Consider the following 19604-nt stretch of genomic DNA (forward strand, 5'->3'; position numbering starts at 1 on the left):
CCAGACTCAACATCGGGGGTCAGCCTTTTTTATTGTGTCACCAATTTTTTATGGTGAGTCGAATACATCGCCATCTGTTCCGCCTGCGGGTCCAAATAGGCTTTGGCGCTGTTCACGGCGGTCGGCCCCTCCGTGAAACCGCCCGCAATCAATCTGAGCTTGCTTTCATAATGGGCGGCGTCACCGGCGACAAACACGCCCGGAAGATTCGTCCGCATATGTCTGTCAGCTTTAATCCTGCCTTCTTCTATCTCAAGCCCCCAGTCCTTCATCGGACCGAGATCAATTTTAAACCCGTGGTTGATAATGAGCTCATCAAGCTTGATGACTTCAGAAAGTCCGGACTCAGTTTGGCAAATGGTGACGCTCTCGATTCGTTCTCCGGTGCCGTTGAGATGCTTCAGACGATACGGCGCAAGCACCCGCACGGAAGACCGCTTCATTTTCGCCACGCTGCTTTCCAAACCGCCGAACTCCTCCCTGCGGTGCAAGACGGTAACAGACGCCGCAATCGGTTCCAGCTCATTCGCCCAGTCAACCGCGGTATCTCCCCCTCCGGAAATCACGACATGCTTCCCCTGAAACGCATCAAGCTTCTCCACCTTATAATGAAGGTTCTTTCCCGAATAACGGCTCGCATCCGCGCTGTCAAGTTCATTGACCTCAAGCGTCCCCATGCCGACGGCCAAAATCACCGTGCGTGTATAGTGCTTTTCCCCTTCGGAACTTTCCAGCACAATGGTTCCGTCATCCAGCCGTTCAAATCCGGTCACCCGCTGATTCAACACGATATCCGGCTCAAATGTCGCAGCCTGTTCCTTCAGCTGCTTAATCAGCTGTTCCCCGGCAATCCCGGGTATTCCGCCGATATCACGGATGATTTTTTCAGGGAAAAACATAGACACCTTCCCCCCGAGCCGCGGTAAAAACTCGATCACTTTCGTTTTCAGCTCGCGCATCCCGCAATAAAAAGCCGCAAACAGGCCGATCGGGCCTCCGCCTATAATCGTGACGTCGTACACCTCATGATTTTCCGCCATCGTTGTGCCTCCCGTTTATATCTATACTTCATAAATTTTTAATTGAGAATCAATATCAATGAAAGTATAACACATATTGAGGAGCAGTGTTTATTCATTTCTCATCTTGCGGGAAAGGAGTGATTCAGAAGTGAGGTTCTGAGATTGATAAGCGGGAAGGTATTAAAACTGAAACCAGTACGGCGACTGGTTTCTTTTTTATCTCTTTTTCATCAGCATAATATCGAGATACAGCTGGCACCTTGTCCTGAAGTCGTTTAAATTAATTGATGTCATGTCAAGAATCTGTTTGATACGGTAGTTCAATGTGTTTTGATGAATAAAAAGCTGTTCTGCGGCTGGTTTTGTTTTGCAGTTATTGAGGAGATAGATTTCTAACGTTTTCAGCAGTTCGGTACTGCTTTCTCTGTCTTTGGCTTTTAATAACGCTAAATCATCGTTTACATATTCCAGTGAGGCGTTTTTTTCTTCGATGCTTTCAAGATAGCGGTAAATCCCGAGCTTACTGTATTCATACGGGATATTTTCCTGGTTTCCGGTAATTTCGGCGGCCTTTATGACTTCAAGGGCCTCTATATAACTTTTGCCGAGCTTCAGGATGCTGCTGTATTCATTGCCGATTCCGATATAGATGGGAGTGGGGATCTTCTGAAAGTGAAAATGAGTCAGCAGTTTGTGGATGAATTCAGATGCTGCCGAAGTGCCGGAGCTTTTTTGCGAGAAGCTTGCGACGACGATGACAATATTGGAATCAATGGTTAAGACGTGACTGACTTTATCCCGCAAATTCAAGTACGATTTGATATTTTCCTTCACATCTTCGACTGCCTCCCCATCCCCATTTGCGGCGTGCAGGACGACTACTGAAAAAACCGACGGCAGCACGGCGTTCATCTTTTCCGCTTCCCGCCTGAACTCCTTTTCAGAGGAGAATTGCTGAAAGATCGCCCGTTTCACCAGGTCTTCCGCTCTCTCTTCTTTTTCCTGTTTCAGCCGGTTCGTTTTATAGATGATTTTTCCGACATGGAATGAAGTTTCATATAAAAAATCGAGCTCCTCGTCCGTCAAGTTTCGGTCGAGCTCCTGAATCCAGATGTAGCCCATCACTTCCCCTTTATGTTTTGCGCTTACAACCACTCTCTGATTCAGTCCGATACTGTCTATTTTTTCGACACGGAACGGTTCAGGAACGGTTTTCAGCTTTTCGATCACCCCGTCTTTCAGAAACCTTTCAAAAATCTGCACGGGGCATTTTTTTGAAAATATCGTCTGCTGGTTGGCGGAGTCGAAGTGATTAATGTAATAAGAATTATAGGCAAGCAAAAAGAAATCCGCGCTTTCCAGAATAACGGGCTTCTGCAATTCATAACTGATGAAATCAATTAATTTATCAATGTCCGTAAATGAAAAAACTCTCTCTAAAAGCTCTTCCATACCTATTTCTCCTATGCTCTTTTTATCTTTATCATACTCTGCGGGGTGACTTTTTGTATAGAAAAAAATTCACATATTCCCAAAACGGAACGATCCGAAAGCCTGTATCGTGAAAAGAGGAAAAAGGGCGGTCCCTTCTTCCTCTCGTTCCTTGCTTTTATTGAGAAAGTGTATCACGGTAATCATGAAACTGATCTGTGACATCTTTTGACGGAGCCTGTGTCAATAAGCTGACGACAAATACAGCGGCAAGGCTTACAGCAAAGCCCGGAATGATTTCGTACAAAAAGTCTGAAAGACCGGCATTCGCCCAAATGATTACGGTAATCGCTCCCGCAATCATGCCGGCGAGTGCCCCCCATTTCGTCATCCGTTTCCAAAATAAACTGAGCAGTACGACCGGCCCGAATGACGCGCCGAATCCCGCCCATGCATAGCTGACAAGACCAAGTATCGTGTTGTTTTTCTCCCAGGCGAGCACCAAAGCGATGATTGACACCGCAAGCACTGCCATTCTCCCCAGAAATACGAGTTCCTTATCAGAAGCCGAACGCCTGAACATGGACTTATACAAGTCCTCCACTAAAGAACTGGACGTAACGAGCAGCTGAGACGAAATCGTACTCATAATGGCCGCTAAAATCGCAGAAATGAGAAATCCCGTAATAATCGGGTGGAACAGAATGTTGCCGAGCTGAATAAAAATGGTTTCCGGATCAGCCAGCTTCAGTCCGTGCTGGTGGTAATACGCGATTCCCGCAAGACCCGTAAACAGCGCGCCTAGTGCAGACAAAATCATCCATCCCATTCCGATCCGTCTGGCGCGTTTGATTTCTTTCACAGATGTGATCGCCATAAAGCGCACAATAATATGCGGCTGCCCGAAATAGCCGAGCCCCCACGCAAATAAAGAAATAATGCCAAGGACGGTCGTCCCTTTGAACATGTTAAACAGTTCCGGGTTGACGGAACGGATATCGGCAACGGTTTCCCCCGGGCCGCCCGTATGGAAAATCGTCACAATCGGCACGAGAATAAGCGCCGCAAACATAATGATCCCTTGAACAAAGTCCGTCCAGCTTACCGCCAAAAAGCCCCCGAACAAGGTGTAGGCGACAACGACGCCTGTCACGACCCACAGTCCCGTGTGGTAATTCAACCCTAAAATGCTGTTGAATAAGACGCCTCCTGAGACCATGCCGGATGATACGTAAAATGTGAAAAAGACGAGAATGACAAGACCCGAAAACAGTCTGAGAAGCTTCGTATGATCACCGAAACGATTTTCAAGGAAACCCGGAATGGTGATGGAATTCCCCGCTTTTTCGGTATACGTTCTCAGTCTCGGCGCCACGAAAAGCCAGTTCGCCCACGCCCCGAGCACAAGCCCGAGCACAATCCAAGCGCCGCTTAATCCTGTCGAGAACATAGCACCCGGAAGCCCCATCAAGAGCCATCCGCTCATATCCGCCGCTCCCGCGCTGAGCGCTGTGACGGCAGGGCCTAAAGAACGCCCCCCGAGCATGTAATCCGTCAGATTTGACGTCCGTCTGTAGGCGAAATAACCGATAAACAGCATGCCCGCCATATAAATACAAATGGAAATAATCAACTGAATGTTTGCTATGGCATTTCCTCCTCCGCTTTATATGTTTATGGTGAAATGGACACCCCCCGCGAGGAGGATGCCCATTCAGTCCCTCTTAAAACGTTTCACTGATTGTTTTCGCCTGCATGTGGAGGGCCAAATAATCCGGGCCGCCCGCTTTTGAATCAGTACCGGACATTTTGAAGCCTCCGAACGGATGGTAGCCGACAATCGCTCCCGTACAATTGCGGTTGAAGTACAGGTTGCCGACATGGAATTCCTGTTTCGCCCGTTCAATATGTTTGCGGTTGTTTGTAATGACCGCGCCTGTCAGACCATATTCAGTATTATTTGCCACTTCTAAAGCTTCATCAAAGTTTGACACTTTAGAAAATGCAACGACAGGCCCGAAAATTTCTTCCTGCATGAGTCTGGCTTTCGGATCAAGGTCAGCGAAGATCGTCGGCTTAATAAAGTAGCCTTTTGAATCATCTCCGGTGCCGCCGCTTACTAAACGGCCTTCTTCTTTTCCGATTTCAATGTAGCTCATGATCTTGTCGTAAGAACCTTGGTCGATGACAGGTCCCATATACACGTCAGCGCTGTCAGGGCTTGCCGTCACTTTTGATTCAGTGATTTCGATGACGCGCTCTAATACTTGATCATACACTTTTTCATGGACAACTGCACGTGAACCTGCAGAACATTTTTGTCCCGCGAAGCCGAATGCTGATGTAAAGATGGATTGAGCCGCCAATTCAATGTCCGCATCTTCGTCAACGACAACCGTATCTTTACCGCCCATTTCTGCAATGACGCGTTTCAGATGCTGCTGTCCCGGCTGCACTTTCGCCGCGCGTTCGAAAATTCTCGTACCGACTTCACGTGATCCCGTAAATGTGATAAGGCTTGTTTTCGGATGGTCAACAAGATAATCGCCTACTTCTGCTCCGCTTCCCGGCACAAAGTTGACTACGCCTTTTGGCAATCCGGACTCTTCAAGCACCTCAACAAATTTTGCTGCAATAACAGGTGTAGCACTCGCAGGTTTTAGAACCACTGTGTTTCCAGTAACGATCGGCGCCACTGTTGTTCCTGCCATGATCGCAAACAAGAAGTTCCACGGCGGAATAACAACTGTCACTCCAGTCGGCGTGTATACATATTGGTTTTTCTCGCCTTCGCGGCTGTTGACCGGCTTGCCTTTTGCCAATTCAACCATTTGGCGCGCGTAGTATTCCATAAAGTCGATGGCTTCCGCCGTATCCGCATCAGCTTCGTTCCAAGGTTTTCCCGCTTCCTTGACGAGCAGGGCGGAGAATTCGTGCTTTCTGCGGCGGACTTTGGCAGCTGCGCGGAACAAAACGGCCGCTCTTTCTTCAGGGGAGGTGTATCTCCACTCTTCGAACGCTTTCGCAGCTGCTTCAATCGCTTGCTCAGCGTGCTCCTGGGACGCCTTTGACACTTTTCCGACGACTTCTTCTTTATCAGCCGGATTGATTGAAACGATTTTCGCTTCCGTCTCTACCTTTTCACCGTTGATGACGAGCGGATAATCTTTTCCCAGATACTCATTTACCGTCGCAAGCGCTTTCTTAAATTCTTCAACGTTCGATTGATCTTGGAAATTCGTGAATGGTTCGTGTTTATAAGGTGTAGTCATTGTCATCTCTCCCTTTTTTACTTCTTAGTCATCCCTTTAAAGGCGAATGCGATGTTTGAGGGGCGTTCGGCGAGCCGTCTCATGAAATAGCCGTACCAGTCATCCCCGTAAGGCAGGTAGACTCTCATGCGGTATCCTTCTTCCACCAGGCTGAGCTGGGTTTGCGAGCGCATGCCGTACAGCATCTGAAACTCAAAACGGTCGTTTGGAATGCCGTGCTCTTTGGCAAGCTGTTTTGTAAACTCGATCATTTTGTCATCATGCGTGGCAACTGCCGTATAATGTCCTTTTAAAAGCTGTTTGCGGATGAGTCTTTTATAATTTTCATCGACGTCGCTTTTTTCAGGATAGGCCACCTTTTCCGATTCTTTATAGGCCCCTTTGACAAGCCGCAGAAACGGATTCAGCGGGCTGAGGTCATCAAGATCCTTCTCCGTTCTGTACAGATAAGCCTGCACCACGGTGCTAACATATTCATACCGGCTCCGGAAGTCTTTAAAGATATCCAGCGTCTTCTGGCATCTCGTTTCATCTTCCATGTCAATCGTCACCATGACTTTATGTTTTTCAGCCGTTTGGAGGATTTTCGTCATATTTTCATAGACGAGATCGAGATCTATATCAAGACCTAAAGACGTCATTTTTAATGACACTTGGGAATTCAGCTGTTCATCAGCGATTAAGGCGATGGTCTGCATGCACTCCTCGGTGCGTTCTTTCGCGACATCACCGCTGTTGACAAATTCCCCCAAATGATCGACAGTAACTGACAGCCCCTGGCTGTTCAAATGTCGGATTGTCGGGATAGAACTGCGGAAATCCATTCCTCCGATGATTTTGCCGGCTGCCACACGGCTTCCCCAGCTTCGCGCCATCTTATTGAGAAAGCTGCTCTTGGATAAAAATAAGAAAAAATCTCTTGTAATCACTTCCAACCTTAACACCCCGCAATCTAAGAAGTATTTGTATGAGTCTATTGTAAATGGACAAAACATCCTCTCACAATATTCTAAAAATACAAAGATTCTGATAAATTTTTGTGGTTTTACCACAATCAGCTTCTTAGAAAGCAGGCGGATTATGCCGAAAAAAGGCGGACGGAAATGACGGCAATCGTCAATTTCCGCCTTTTTCCCCCCACGCCTCTTCGACGGTCTGAATCAATAGCCGATTCAGTTCCTCCGTTATGTCAGGTTTCGGCGTTTTGATCGTTTTGACATAGTGCCCGATGCGTTCTATTTCTTCTTCTATAAATGCATGAATGATCGTATTTCTCGGTTCCGGAGCCAGCTCCTGACCGCTTTTTTTCCTTGTAAGCAGTGTATTGATTTCAGAAATGAGCGCTTCATCCGTCAATAAGGCATCGGCCAGTACGGGAAATGACATCGGCGGTACGGAGCCGAATGTTTCAATCCATCTGCAGGCAAGGAGAGGACGCAGAACGTAAAAATACTTTTTAATCTTCACTTCACTGCCCCGCAGTTCCGTTTTTTCATTCCGTTTTGCCATATTGAGATAATGATAGATGCCGGCTTCAGGCGAAAAGGCGCGGGTTTTCAGTTTTCGAAGCTTTTCAGCCGCTGAGAAAGCTTCATAATAGATCATCTCAGAAGAGAGCCATTCCAAAAGAGGCGGATTTGATTTTTTAAAAAGCCTAAGCGCTTTTCTCAGTTCCCAGCCGCTGATGTCAAGCATGTCATGAATCGGCTCTTCTATGACATCCCTATGCGGTTCGATCGAAAAGTACCATTCTTTTTTCGGCACATAGAGAAACCGTACATCGTAGTCGCTGTCGCTTGACGGAAATCCCCATGCGCGGCTCCCTGATTCTACGGCATAAAGCACCTTGACGCCGTGCTGTGCTTCAATTCGTTTTAATTCTTCAATGATCCTTTGTTCCATCTGTATCCGTCCTTTTCCGTGATCATTCCTGAAAAAAGCCCAATTACTTGGGCTTTTCGCTGCTGTCAGCCTTTCAGATGCGCTTTCAGAAAGGCCAGCTTTTCCGTATGGAAAGAAGGTATGTATTCATGTCCGAAATACCGGTAAACCTTCAATTCTTTTTCCGTTTCCAGATGATTGTAAGCGGCAAACACCGTCGACGGCGGGGTCACGCGGTCAATCAGCCCGATGGACATGAGCACCGGAACTTTTACGCGGTCCGCCAGATTCATGATATCAAAATAGGCCAGTGTATTCATCGCGGCCTTCTCCGTTTCAGGGCTGCCGTTCTTTCTGAAAAAGGAGTTAATCTCAAGATACGGCTCATCAAGGGCGACATCAATGGCCCGCTCAAAATTGCTTAAATAAGGATAATCGGCCGCAACCGCTCTCGGAATGTCAGATAGTGCCGCCGCGGCGATTGAAAGGCCGCCTCCCTGGCTCCCGCCGATGACGGCGATCCTCGTTTCATCCACTTCATCAAAGCCGCTGATGACTTCCAAAGCCCGGACGGCGTCTAAGTACACGCCGCGGTAATAATATGTATCTTTATCTAAAATCCCTTTCGTCATCCAGCCGGGAACGTGTCCGTGCGGTGAGACGCTTGTATCTGTGCTGCTGTGCTGACCGCGGACAAGCATGCCGAACGCGGCATATCCGTGAAGCGCCCAATTTACGATGTCATGTATATCCCCGTCATAGCTCGCGTTATAGCCGTGATATTTCACGATGGCCGGATGCGGTCCTTGCCGGTCGGGAACGGCGTACCATCCCTCAATTTCCGCCTTGCCGAAGCTTCGGTATGTCAGCCGGAATACTTTCACGCCGTCAGCCGGGTAGCTTTCAGCCTTCAATTCAGGCTTTGCCTCTTCCTTTGCAAGCTCATGTAATGATGATGCCCAAAAATCCGAAAAGTCATGAGGAGCGGTTTTATTTGGTTTATAGGTTTGCAGTTGGTCGAGCGGCAAGTCGTATAATTGCATATCCGATTATTCTCCTTTGTTTTATAAGATTTAATTTTCTGACTCTATCTTAACACGATTTTACACTCATTTTCTAAACATTTTAATAAACGTTTGTTTAAAAACAAAAAAGCCGTGCGCTCACAGCGTCACGGCTTTTTTTACATCGGCTGATACAGGTCCCAGCCGATTTTTAACGTTTCTACGATATAATCGGCTATTTCTTCTGGTTCCAGATTATCCGTCGCCACTTTTGAATTATGTTTATCATAGATGCTTTGGCGTTCGTTAAAGAGCTGCTGCATTTCATCCATGGAACGGTTATGCAGAACGGGACGGCTTTCAATCAGCAGATCAGCCCGCTGCTTCCAATTCTCCCATGATAGATCAAGATGGAGCACGAGACAGTTTTCAAGGCAGCACTGTCTGATTTCCTCTTGTTTAAACGAACCGCCCCCAAGAGACACGATCTTGAATTTCGTATTGCGGCAGATATCTAATATATAATCCTTTTCGGTCTGACGGAAAAAGGCTTCACCTTTTTTCTCAAACATTTCAGGGATGGACATATTGAAATCTTTCTCAATCTGCAGATCAATATCAATGAAGTCTCTGTATAATTTCTTAGCGACCAGCTGGCCGATTGTTGTCTTTCCGACACCCATGAATCCGATCAGTACGATATTTCTTTCTCTTACGGGAATGGCACGTTTTGCGTTCATCTTCGGCGAAATCCTCCTAAGAAATGAAAAAGTTATGTTTATTATATGATAACTCAATATTGAAATATAGAGATAATGCAATGAAAGAAAACCCATCCTTTATAAGAAGAGATGAGTTTTTCTTTCTATCGGAGCGTAATGCGTTCCACCTTTCCGACAATGAAAATATAAGAAAATGCCCCGATAAATGCGACAGCGCCGACAAACAGAATCGCTCCGTTATATGAACCGGTCGCAGAGACGATAAACCCGATGATAAGCGGGGTGATAATACCGGCCATATTGGCAAAAAAGTTAAACACGCCTCCTGCCAATCCGATTGTTTCGCTTGGCGCCACCTCACTCAGCATCGTCCAGGATATATTGGACATGCCCTGCGCAAAAGAAGCAATGGATAAGATCGTCAAAACCGCAGGAGCAGAATCCGTAACATTCGCGAGCACGATGGAGCCTGTCAGCAGAAGACCGAGGATGACGGGCGTTTTCCGGGCAACGTTCACCGACACGCCCCGTTTCATCATTCCGTCAGACCAATATCCGCCGAACAATACGCCGAAAAAGGCAGCGATATACGGAATTGATGCGGCGAAGCCGACTTTTAAGAAAGCCATGTGCTTTGCCTCCGCCAGATAAGTCGGAAACCATGTCAAAAAGAAGAACAGCGTGGAGGCTACGGCGAACTGGCCGATATACAAGCCGACAAGCTTGCGGTATTTAAGAAGCTGGACGAAATCCGGCCACGTGATCCTGCCGGCTGATTCTGACACCTCTGTCAGTCCGCCGCCTTCTCTAATATAATCAAGCTCCTCCCGGTTCACTTTCCGGCACCGATTCGGCTCGTGATACATTTTGAACCAGAAAATGGAGAAAACAAGCCCGAGCACCCCTGAGGAAATAAAGACGGCGCGCCAGTCAAATGCCGTTAACACCCAGAATAAAACCGGTGTGGCGAACGCCAGCCCCACATATTCCCCCGCCGTATAAGCACCCGTCGCAAAGGCGCGTTCCCGCCTTGGAAACCATGTCGTGACAATCCGGTTGTTTGCCGGAAACGCAGGCGATTCAGCCAGCCCGATCATCAGGCGGCAGCCGAATAAAAATCCGAAACTGGCCGCAAAAGCCTGCACTCCGGTGAAAACAGACCAGATCAATAAAGAAACGCCGTACGTCCGTTTTGACCCGAATTTGTCCAAAATGAGCCCGCCGGGAATCTGCATTCCCGTATAAGTCCAGCTGAATGCGGAAAAGACGACGCCCAAAAGCGCGGGGCTTATGTTCAGCGATGTCTGAATGGACGGGGCGGCGATAGATACACTGGCACGGTCTATATAATTAATCGCAGTGATAAAAAACAAAAGAATCAGTATCACATAACGAGCGCGAGTCGGTTTATTGCGGACGGGACTGAAGTCCGTCAGCTCCGTTTCATTTTTCAATGGCTTCTCCCCCCTTACTCGAATGAAATTAATTGTACAACACTTCGGTCAATTATTTAATACTTTGACGCAAAAAAGCGCTAAACAATTTGTGTGCCGCACTGACCTGATGCAGACACACCCCGCTTATAAAAGTGTCTGCCCTTTTCACCTGTTTATCCGTATCACACCCGGGGAAAAAGTACACATATGATAGACAGTTACAGGAGGATTACCGATGAAACTGAGTTTTTGCACGACAGGATTTAAAAAAAAGCATATTTTCGACATCATTTCTTTCTCGAAGGAGCACTCCTTTGACGGAATCGAACTGTGGTACGGACACGCTAAACAATATATAGAGGAAATCGGCCCGCTCGACAGGCTTGATCAGCAGCTTCAGGAGGAAGGCATCGGGGTGCCTGCCGTCAGTTTGTACACTGACTTCGCCACTCAGGATGAAAGGCAGGCGTTAAAGGATGTTCAAAGGGCATTAAGCGCGGCACGACAGCTGCACAGTCCCTTGATCAGAGTCTTTGCCGGCAATCTTCCTTCGCATCGGACGTCACCGGAAAAGTGGCAGCGTGCGGTTGATCAATTTCAGCAGGCGGCACGGCTCGCAGATGACTATGAAGTCGATATCGGGCTTGAGATTCATTACGACACGTACGCGGATACACCGGAGGCGGCGCTGGCATTTTTGGAGGGTGTCGGACATCCGCGGGTCCGCACCATTTTTGACGGCTCCAACCTACACGTCAATCACGTTGACCAAATGCCCGCTTTAGAAAAACTGTATCATACCGTCAGCCACATTCATCTCAAAAACTATCACTGGAATTTTGACAACTGGTATCTCAGCAAGCCAACTCCGATTTTTCAAGGAGATCTCGATCAAAAAGCATTTTTAAAAGAGCTGATGAACAGACAATATGACGGTTTTGTTTCTCTTGAGTATTTTGGAGAACATGCCTTTACGCATATAAAGGAATCGCTCCGCGAATATACGTCTGTTTTTTCCCGCTGACTCTTCGATCGAAGGGTCTTTTTTTGTATCATATAGAAAAAGGGGGATACATGATGATCATTTGGATAAATGGGGCTTTCGGTTCCGGAAAAACACAAACAGCGTTTGAACTGCACAGAAGACTGAAACCGTCTTACGTATATGATCCTGAAAAGATGGGGTTTGCGATGCGTTCGATGATACCGCCGGATATCGCTGAAGATGACTTTCAAAGCTACCCTCTGTGGCGGGAATTCAATTACAGCATGCTTTCCTATTTGTCAGATACATATCAGGGCATCATCATTGTGCCCATGACCATTACGAACGATCAATACTTCCATGACATGATCAGCAGACTGAGACAGGATGGCCGGACCATTCACCACTTTACCCTGCTGGCTTCAAAGGAAACATTGCTGAAACGCCTGCGCACCAGAGCGGAAGGAAAAAACTCCTGGGCCGCAAAACAAATCGACCGCTGCATCAACAGCCTGTCTGACAGCCTCTTCACAGAACATCTCCATACAGACCAAATGTCTATTCAGCAGGTCGCAGAAACGATCGCTGCCCAAGCAAATCTGCCTCTTGAGCCTGATTCGAGAGGCAGCCTTCGAAGATTCACCGACAGATTGATGGTGAAGCTGAATCATATCCGCATCAAATAAAAAAACGTTTTGAAAACATGTCCCTGACCCATGCAAATGGATCAATAAATAAAAAGTCCCTCTGAAGGAATGTTTTTCAAATGAAGAAAAAAATTTTAGAAACATAGAAGGTATTTTATGGATAATCATCTAATTATTAACACTGTAATACATTTCATTTGAAAAGGGAGTGCTCGAAATGAAATTCAAAAAAGTGTTAACCGGTTCTGCGCTGTCTCTTGCCTTACTGATGTCTGCCGCTCCTGCCTTTGCCGCATCACCAACAGCATCCGTGGAAAATAGCCCAATCTCAACGAAAGCAGATGCCGGCATTAATGCCATCAAACTCGTTCAAAGCCCTAACGGCAACTTCGCTGCTTCTTTCGTTTTAGATGGAACAAAGTGGATTTTTAAAAGCAAATACTATGACAGCAGCAAAGGGTATTGGGTAGGGATTTATGAAAGTGTAGATAAATAAAAATGAAATAAACAAAAAACCTCCCTTTCAAAAGGGAGGTTTTTTCATTCTATTTCCACCAATCATCAAACATTGATGCCGGCACCTGGCGCTTATGCTCCGTACTGAGGTAGCGTTTTTCCAGCGCCTCAATCACTTCGGAAGAAACGTCCTTGCCTTCTAAATAATCATCAATGTCATTGTATGTGATGCCCAGTTCGGTCTCATCAGTCTGCTGCGGTTTTTCATCAAGCAGATCGGCCGTCGGTAATTTCAAATACAGGCGTTCCGGCGCGCCGAGCTCTTCTAATAAACGTCTGCCCTGGCGTTTCGTTAATCCGGTCAGCGGCAGCAGATCAGCTCCGCCGTCACCGTATTTCGTGAAGAAACCGGTCACCGCCTCGGCCGCATGGTCGGTTCCGATGACAAGCAGCCCCTCTTGTCCGCCAATGGCATATTGAGCGATCATTCTCATTCTGGCCTTTACATTTCCTTTGTTAAAGTCAGACAGCTGATCGCCCGTGTCTTTTTTGTACTGATCGGCGAACGCGCTGACAGCGGACTTAATATCAAACGTCCAAGATTTATCAGGCTTAATGAATTTGAGCGCCATTTGGGCGTCATCCTCATCCTGCTGTGTGCCGTGCGGAAGGCGGACGGCGATAAATTCAGCGTTTCCGCCTTCTTCTCTGATGCTTTCAGCCGCCAATTGGGCGAGGCGTCCCGCAAGCGTGGAATCCTGCCCCCCGCTGATGCCGAGCACAAAGCCTTTGGCACCTGTTTTTTTCAAATATTGTTTCAGAAAGTTCACTCTGTCCTCAATTTCTTGTTTCGGATCAATTGAGGGCTTTACATGGAGATCATTCATAATTTGTTTCTGGATGCTCATCCCAATCACTCCTCCTGCATTGTTTCTTTATGATTCATTTCCCGTTCATGCTGAAAATGAATCATGCCACTATGTACGACTCTCTGTTAAATATAGCACAGGTGCGGATTTTAAGTGAATCAAATACACCGGGATCAGCTGATTTCCACCCGCAGCGCCGTGATGCTGTCTCCGTTGCATTTTCCTTTTTCGATCGGACAGGATGAAAACGCGACGAGGAGATCCATTTCCGCACGGAGCCGTACATAATCACCCGCGTCAGAAAGAGGCGTTTCGACTGATAAGTTCCCCTTCTCATCGAGCACCGTGTTCATAAAGATGGCAAATGGGTAATGCATATGCGGCCGCGGCACCCCGAACGGCTCAAGCGCCCCGCTCATATTGTCATAGCACGTATCCTGGAGCTCGTCTTTATGCTTTCCGTATAAAAGCCTGTTCATATCCGGACGGCAGGCGGGAAGCAGCAGGTCATGCTTGCCGACTGTATCCTCAATCAGCGTCAGCATCGGCTTGTATAAATTCGAATAAATATGATCACCCGTTTTTACATGAATGGACTGGTTGGCATCAATCGTCGCGCCCTGATCAAGATGTTCATAAAAGTCCTTGGCATGATACGCCGTGAAGTCAGCCACCTGCTGTCCTTCCACATCGACAACTTTTATAATCTGCCCTTTGTGAACCTTTAGACCAAGCCCTTTTTTCGGCGGTACGATAAATTGCTGTGTCATCAGACTGCTCCTTTTTTTCTTCTATTATGAACTCCGGCCGTTTGTTTCATGTAAAGCAATTTATTGGATGTATATTCCCCTTCTGACGGCCGCAATCTAAGCTTTGATAAAGGGGTTGAACTTCATGAGTAAATCACAGGACCAGCCTAAAGGAAATCTCGCTTGGTGGCAGCTCTCCTTAATCGGCGTCGGCTGCACAATCGGGACGGGCTTTTTTCTCGGGTCCAGCATCGCTATTGTCAAAAGCGGATATTCCGCGCTGATCTCATTTCTTATTGCCGGGCTTGGCACCTATTTTGTCTTTGAGCAGCTTGCGAAGCTTTCGGCTAAACAGCCCGAAAAGGGGTCTTTTTGCGCTTATGCGAGAAAGGCTTTCGGCACTTGGGCCGGTTTCAGCAACGGATGGGTGTACTGGTCGTCCGAGATGCTGATCACGGGAAGCCAGCTGACAGCGATCTCGCTGTTTACGAAGCATTGGTTTCCGAATGTGCCGCTGTGGATTTTCGCCTCCATCTATGCGGTGCTCGGTCTTTTGATTATATTTACGGGGCTGTCCGTTTTTCAAAAAACGGAAAATGTGCTCGCTGTTGTCAAGACGGCGGCGATTTTTATGTTTATCGTGATCGCCATATTGGCGCTGTGCGGTATATTTTCTCATAAACCGGATGTGCAGGTGCCGAACGAGTCAAAGGATTTGTTCCCGCACGGAGCGATGGGGTTATGGACGGGACTGATTTATGCGTTTTACGCCTTCGGAGGAATTGAAGTCTTGGGGCTGATGACCGTACACTTGAAAAAACCGGAGGAAGCCTCAAAATCAGGCCGGCTGATGCTTGCCGTACTTGCGGTCATTTACGTCATTTCTCTCGGCCTGGCGCTGCTGTTAGTGCCGCTGGGCAAATTCACCGAACAGGACAGCCCGTTTATTACATCGCTGAAGGGTTTTCATTTAGATATCATTCTTGATATTTTTAACGGGATTTTTATTATTGCGGGATTTTCCACGCTCGTCGCCTCGCTGTTTGCCGTGACGACATTGCTTTGTACAATGGCCGATGACGGGGATGCGCCGAAATGCTTCAGGTTAAAGGAAAACAAAAAAATCTGCTGGCCTGCGCTCGGATTGACGTTTGCCGGACTCATCGTCTCCATCATCCTGTCACTGGTGCTGCCAAAAAACATATATGAACACATGACAACCGCGGCGGGCCTCATGCTTCTTTATACGTGGCTGTTCATTTTGTTCTCGGGCAAGAAACTGCTCGAAACGACAAAGATGGGAACCGCACAGATTGTTATCGCCCTTGTGCTGATCGTCGCGGCCGTCTCCGGGACGCTGTTTGAGAAATCGAGCCGGCCCGGTTTTCTGGTCAGCCTTTGTTTTCTCGCCGTCATTGCGATCGTGACATGGATCGTACAAAAAAAGCAGGGACACAGCCCTGCCGGATCATAGCTTATTTCGTCGGTTTAAACAGTCTTTTCAAATAAGAAAAGGGACACTTTGACACTTGCGTCTCATCATCACGGAGGAAATATTGCTTCCATTCTAAATTGTCTTTTCCTCCGTACCACCCCAATCGGGGATGAAGAGGGGCTTCATCATACGCCTCTAAGCGTTTTCTGATCAGCCGGCTCATGTTTCGTCCGAACGCGGTTGAATCATTTAATCCTTCGAAAATCCATCTCGGCTGAAACGCCAGCATAAAAAAAGGGAAGCTTCTGCTTTGTCTCGCTTCATGCGCAGGCGTCGCGCACAGAATAAAATACGGCTCGCCGGCAAAGCAGAACTCCCATTTATAATGTTCAGGGTCTTCCGGCATATCTTCCGGCCAGTCATTCGGGTCGCAGCCGCTCAGCCGGTTTAAAAAAGACCAGAACAGCTCTTCATACGCCTCAATGGAATAATGCTCAGCTAAATCCTCAGGCGTATCAAAAATCACAAGCAGCGACGCGTATCTTCCGGTATCCCTTGAGATCTTTCCGTACTCTGACAGCAGCATCCCCACTTCCTCCGGGGTTCCCTCTTCGCGGGGATCACCCGCAAAGGATATCCGGAGCTGATCTGTCAAAAATCCCTGACGTCCGGGAATGCACGGAAACGTATCCGCTTTATCGCCTACTTTTTCTGATAGAAGCTCAAAAGCGATTCTCTGCCAATTTGGCAGATCCAATAACTTTTCCTCAAGGCAACTTTTTGTGTACAGCCCGCTTGCCATCGGCCCACCTCCAGTATCGTCATGATACGTTATGACGGAGATAGGCGATGGGTGACTCTTCTATTTATGAGATGAGCATTTGAATCCCCTGCCATCCGAAATAAAACCCGAAAACGATCAAAGACACACCCGCCGCTCCCGTCAGCCAGCGGAGCGCTTTTTCATGAAGGAGATTTCTGAAAGTGCTCGCGGCGACCGCCATGCAGAAATCCCAGATCAAAATGCCGAGAAGAATGCCGGAGCTGTAAATCAAAAGCTGATTTGCATCGAAGGATTCAGCGGTTTTGGCGAGAATGCTCCCGTATATGCCGAGCCAGAATAAAATGCTCAGCGGATTGGAAAGAGAAATAAAAAATCCCGCGCCGAATGTTTTGTAAAAAGCCGGTTTTCCTTTTCCGCTTCTGACATTCATGGCTTCCCTGATATTTTTTAACGTTTCGACTCCCGTATAGGTCAGCACGAAAAAACCGAAGAGCCACAAAAACGTTTTTACAAAAGGAGCGGTCAAAAATTGAGACAGCCCGAAATAGATCAGAATCATATACAGCCCGTCCGCGGCCATGGCGCCAAGACCGAAAATCCATGCATGCCAAAAGCCGTTTTTGATGCCTTTGTCAATTTGCGCCGCATTGACCGGGCCGACAGGTGCTGACAATGACAGCCCGAGAACGATATAGCTTAAAAAGATGTTCATTGGCTTCCCCCTCATTCATGCAACTTGTACAAGTTATTCATGAATGGGCCGTGCTATGATACATTATTTTAATTTCTCAAGCTCGTCTTCCATCATGTCCGTCGCTTTTCCTAAAAAATCGAATATCAGCTGCAATTCTTCTTCTTTATATTGCCGGCAAAGGCTGATCGTAGACCGGGATAAGGAGCTGAACAATTGTTTCACATTCGCTTTTCCTGCTGTCAGCGGCACGATGATCACCCGCCGTTTGTCTTCGGGGTCTTTTTTCCTCATGACATATCCCGCTTTTTCGAGCCGGTCAATGAGCGCCGTTACCGAACCTGTGCTGAGGCCGGTTTTTTTCCCAAGCTCGCCTGCGGTCATCGGGCCTGCTTCATTTAAGATATCAGCTGATTTCAAATCGGTCGGAAACAGACCGAGAGATTGAGCGGCCGCCTGATGAAAAAGGATCGTCCTTGTGGCCATCTTCCGGAATAACTGTATGGCGGTTTCCTCCGTCTCGCTTCTGGTATTTCTTGTTGACAACTGACAGGCCTCCCTATAAAATCAATTTATCTTGACGATCAAGATAATTTTCGGCAAATCTAATATGATCATAGCAAATTTAATGATCAAAAGTAAGTATGGGAGGAAAAAGCATGGAACAAACAGCCGCGAAGGACGCCTCGACGAAGTTTGTCGTCATCGGTCTTTTGCTGGGCATTTTAATGTCGGCTATGGATAATACAATCGTTGCCACTGCGATGGGAAATATCGTGGCGGACCTCGGAAGTTTCGATAAGTTCGCGTGGGTGACGGCATCATACATGGTAGCCGTTATGGCCGGTATGCCGATTTACGGAAAACTGTCCGATATGTACGGACGCAAGCGTTTCTTTTTATTCGGTCTTATTCTTTTCTTAATCGGATCTGCATTATGCGGAATCGCCCAAACAATGGATCAGCTTATTATTTACCGCGTCATTCAGGGAATCGGCGGAGGCGCGCTGATGCCGATCGCCTTCACGATCATTTTTGATTTATTTCCGCCGGAAAAACGCGGAAAAATGTCGGGCATGTTCGGTGCCGTTTTCGGCCTGTCCAGCGTTCTCGGGCCGCTTTTAGGCGCGCTCATTACCGACTCCATCAGCTGGCACTGGGTGTTTTACATCAACGTGCCGATCGGTATTTTATCATTGTTTTTCATTCTGCGTTATTATAAAGAATCCCTTGAACACAAGAAGCAGAAAATCGACTGGGCCGGCGCAATCACGCTGGTGGTTTCCATTGTCGGTCTGATGTTCGCTCTTGAGCTCGGCGGAAAAACATATGATTGGAACTCCGTGCAGATCATCGGTCTGTTCGCTGTGTTCGCCGTGTTCTTTATCGCCTTTTTTATTGTGGAAAGAAAAGCGGAAGAACCGATTATCTCATTTTGGATGTTTAAAAACCGTTTATTTGCTACGGCACAGATTCTGGCGTTCCTTTACGGAGCCACGTTCGTCATTTTAGCGGTGTTTATCCCGATCTTCGTTCAGGCTGTGTACGGAAGCACCGCGACAAGCGCGGGCTTTATTTTGACGCCGATGATGATCGGTTCTGTTATCGGAAGTATGATCGGCGGAATTTTCCAGACGAAAGTGCGGTTCCGCAATTTAATGCTGATTTCCGTGGTCGCTTTCTTTATCGGAATGCTGCTGCTTTCCAATATGACACCGGATACGGCGCGTACGATGCTGACGGTATTCATGCTGATCTCCGGATTCGGCGTCGGCTTTAACTTCTCACTGCTGCCGGCCGCGTCCATGAACGATCTGGAGCCGCGTTACCGCGGAAGCGCCAACTCAACAAACTCGTTTTTGAGATCATTCGGCATGACACTCGGTGTGACGATTTTCGGAACCATCCAGACGAATGTGTTTACCAATAAGCTCACAGATTCATTCAGCGGCATGAAAGGAGCGGGCGGCGCGATGCAGAACATCGGAAATCCGCAGGAGATTTTCCAGGCAGGCACGCGCGCTCATATTCCGCCGCACATTCTGGATCGCATTATTGACGCCATGTCGCAAAGCATCACATATGTATTTACGCTTGCGCTGGCGCCGATCGTCATTGCCGCCGTTACCATTTTGTTTATGGGAAAAGCGAGAGTAAAAACCTCTCAGGAAATGGCGAAAAAAGCGAATTAAAAAAAGCAGTACATGGCGTTTGTCATGT

At 47.5% G+C, this 19604-nt stretch carries 19 protein-coding genes; 5 read left to right on the forward strand and 14 right to left on the reverse strand.

The window, feature by feature from the left end:
- Positions 1-29 precede the first annotated feature (29 nt).
- The 9 genes from CXL14_RS01705 to CXL14_RS01745 form a co-directional block, all read right to left on the reverse strand.
- A complete protein-coding gene (locus tag CXL14_RS01705; protein ID WP_014416863.1) occupies positions 30-1040 on the reverse strand; it encodes an NAD(P)/FAD-dependent oxidoreductase in 1011 nt (336 codons plus the stop codon).
- 198 nt (positions 1041-1238) lie between these two features.
- The gene (locus tag CXL14_RS01710) at positions 1239-2474 is read right to left on the reverse strand and encodes a proline utilization transcriptional regulator PutR (RefSeq protein ID WP_003156600.1); all 1236 of its coding nucleotides are present in this window, start codon (positions 2472-2474) and stop codon (positions 1239-1241) included.
- Positions 2475-2631: 157 nt separating this feature from the next.
- The gene (putP, locus tag CXL14_RS01715; protein WP_230113424.1) at positions 2632-4053 is read right to left on the reverse strand and encodes a sodium/proline symporter PutP; all 1422 of its coding nucleotides are present in this window, start codon (positions 4051-4053) and stop codon (positions 2632-2634) included.
- Between the two features lie 124 nt (positions 4054-4177).
- Complete coding sequence (pruA, locus tag CXL14_RS01720; protein ID WP_101287641.1) at positions 4178-5725, reverse strand: L-glutamate gamma-semialdehyde dehydrogenase; 1548 nt, start codon at positions 5723-5725, stop codon at positions 4178-4180.
- Positions 5726-5742: 17 nt separating this feature from the next.
- Positions 5743-6654 (reverse strand): proline dehydrogenase family protein, encoded by a 912-nt coding sequence (locus CXL14_RS01725; RefSeq protein ID WP_087920787.1) that lies wholly within the window; start codon positions 6652-6654, stop codon positions 5743-5745.
- A gap of 187 nt (positions 6655-6841) precedes the next feature.
- Positions 6842-7627 carry a nucleotidyltransferase domain-containing protein gene (locus CXL14_RS01730; RefSeq protein WP_101287643.1) on the reverse strand — a complete coding sequence of 262 codons (786 nt, stop codon included), beginning with the start codon at positions 7625-7627 and terminating at the stop codon, positions 6842-6844.
- Between the two features lie 65 nt (positions 7628-7692).
- Complete coding sequence (gene cah, locus CXL14_RS01735) at positions 7693-8649, reverse strand: cephalosporin C deacetylase (protein ID WP_007409374.1); 957 nt, start codon at positions 8647-8649, stop codon at positions 7693-7695.
- Positions 8650-8789: 140 nt separating this feature from the next.
- Positions 8790-9350 (reverse strand): shikimate kinase, encoded by a 561-nt coding sequence (locus CXL14_RS01740; RefSeq protein ID WP_003156609.1) that lies wholly within the window; start codon positions 9348-9350, stop codon positions 8790-8792.
- Between the two features lie 125 nt (positions 9351-9475).
- Positions 9476-10786, reverse strand: a complete 1311-nt coding sequence (locus CXL14_RS01745; protein WP_014416859.1) for an MFS transporter — start codon at positions 10784-10786, stop codon at positions 9476-9478.
- Positions 10787-11003: 217 nt separating this feature from the next.
- Between CXL14_RS01745 and CXL14_RS01750 the strand changes: the two genes are divergently transcribed.
- The 3 genes from CXL14_RS01750 to CXL14_RS01760 all read left to right on the forward strand — a co-directional run bounded on the left by CXL14_RS01750 (position 11004) and on the right by CXL14_RS01760 (position 12896).
- On the forward strand, positions 11004-11792 hold the full coding sequence (locus CXL14_RS01750) for a sugar phosphate isomerase/epimerase family protein (protein ID WP_014416858.1): 789 nt from the start codon (positions 11004-11006) through the stop codon (positions 11790-11792).
- 53 nt (positions 11793-11845) lie between these two features.
- Complete coding sequence (gene tmrB, locus CXL14_RS01755) at positions 11846-12439, forward strand: tunicamycin resistance ATP-binding TmrB (RefSeq protein WP_032863978.1); 594 nt, start codon at positions 11846-11848, stop codon at positions 12437-12439.
- Between the two features lie 178 nt (positions 12440-12617).
- Positions 12618-12896: an antimicrobial peptide LCI gene (locus CXL14_RS01760; protein ID WP_007609269.1), complete on the forward strand. Its 279-nt coding sequence runs from the start codon at positions 12618-12620 to the stop codon at positions 12894-12896.
- Positions 12897-12945: 49 nt separating this feature from the next.
- On the opposite strand, the gene nadE is transcribed toward CXL14_RS01760, so the two are convergent.
- Together nadE and CXL14_RS01770 are read right to left on the reverse strand one after the other, a co-directional pair.
- A complete protein-coding gene (nadE, locus tag CXL14_RS01765; RefSeq protein WP_014416856.1) occupies positions 12946-13764 on the reverse strand; it encodes an ammonia-dependent NAD(+) synthetase in 819 nt (272 codons plus the stop codon).
- A 134-nt stretch (positions 13765-13898) separates the two neighbouring features.
- Positions 13899-14495: a DUF1989 domain-containing protein gene (locus CXL14_RS01770; RefSeq protein ID WP_014416855.1), complete on the reverse strand. Its 597-nt coding sequence runs from the start codon at positions 14493-14495 to the stop codon at positions 13899-13901.
- Positions 14496-14619: 124 nt separating this feature from the next.
- On the opposite strand from CXL14_RS01770, the gene CXL14_RS01775 reads away from it, so the two are divergent.
- The gene (locus CXL14_RS01775) at positions 14620-15948 is read left to right on the forward strand and encodes an amino acid permease (protein WP_014416854.1); all 1329 of its coding nucleotides are present in this window, start codon (positions 14620-14622) and stop codon (positions 15946-15948) included.
- Between the two features lies 1 nt (position 15949).
- On the opposite strand, the gene CXL14_RS01780 is transcribed toward CXL14_RS01775, so the two are convergent.
- The 3 genes from CXL14_RS01780 to CXL14_RS01790 form a co-directional block, all read right to left on the reverse strand.
- Positions 15950-16711 (reverse strand): YqcI/YcgG family protein, encoded by a 762-nt coding sequence (locus tag CXL14_RS01780; RefSeq protein ID WP_014416853.1) that lies wholly within the window; start codon positions 16709-16711, stop codon positions 15950-15952.
- Positions 16712-16775: 64 nt separating this feature from the next.
- Complete coding sequence (locus CXL14_RS01785) at positions 16776-17405, reverse strand: LysE family translocator (RefSeq protein ID WP_007409057.1); 630 nt, start codon at positions 17403-17405, stop codon at positions 16776-16778.
- A gap of 63 nt (positions 17406-17468) precedes the next feature.
- Positions 17469-17930, reverse strand: coding sequence for a MarR family transcriptional regulator (locus tag CXL14_RS01790; RefSeq protein WP_014416852.1), 462 nt, complete (start codon positions 17928-17930; stop codon positions 17469-17471).
- Positions 17931-18043: 113 nt separating this feature from the next.
- Here CXL14_RS01790 and CXL14_RS01795 point away from each other — a divergent pair, with 113 nt between their 5' ends.
- Positions 18044-19576, forward strand: coding sequence for an MDR family MFS transporter (locus tag CXL14_RS01795; RefSeq protein ID WP_003156627.1), 1533 nt, complete (start codon positions 18044-18046; stop codon positions 19574-19576).
- Positions 19577-19604 lie beyond the last annotated feature (28 nt).

The sequence above is a fragment of the Bacillus sp. SJ-10 genome, assembly GCF_002843505.1.
Taxonomy (GTDB): domain Bacteria; phylum Bacillota; class Bacilli; order Bacillales; family Bacillaceae; genus Bacillus; species Bacillus velezensis.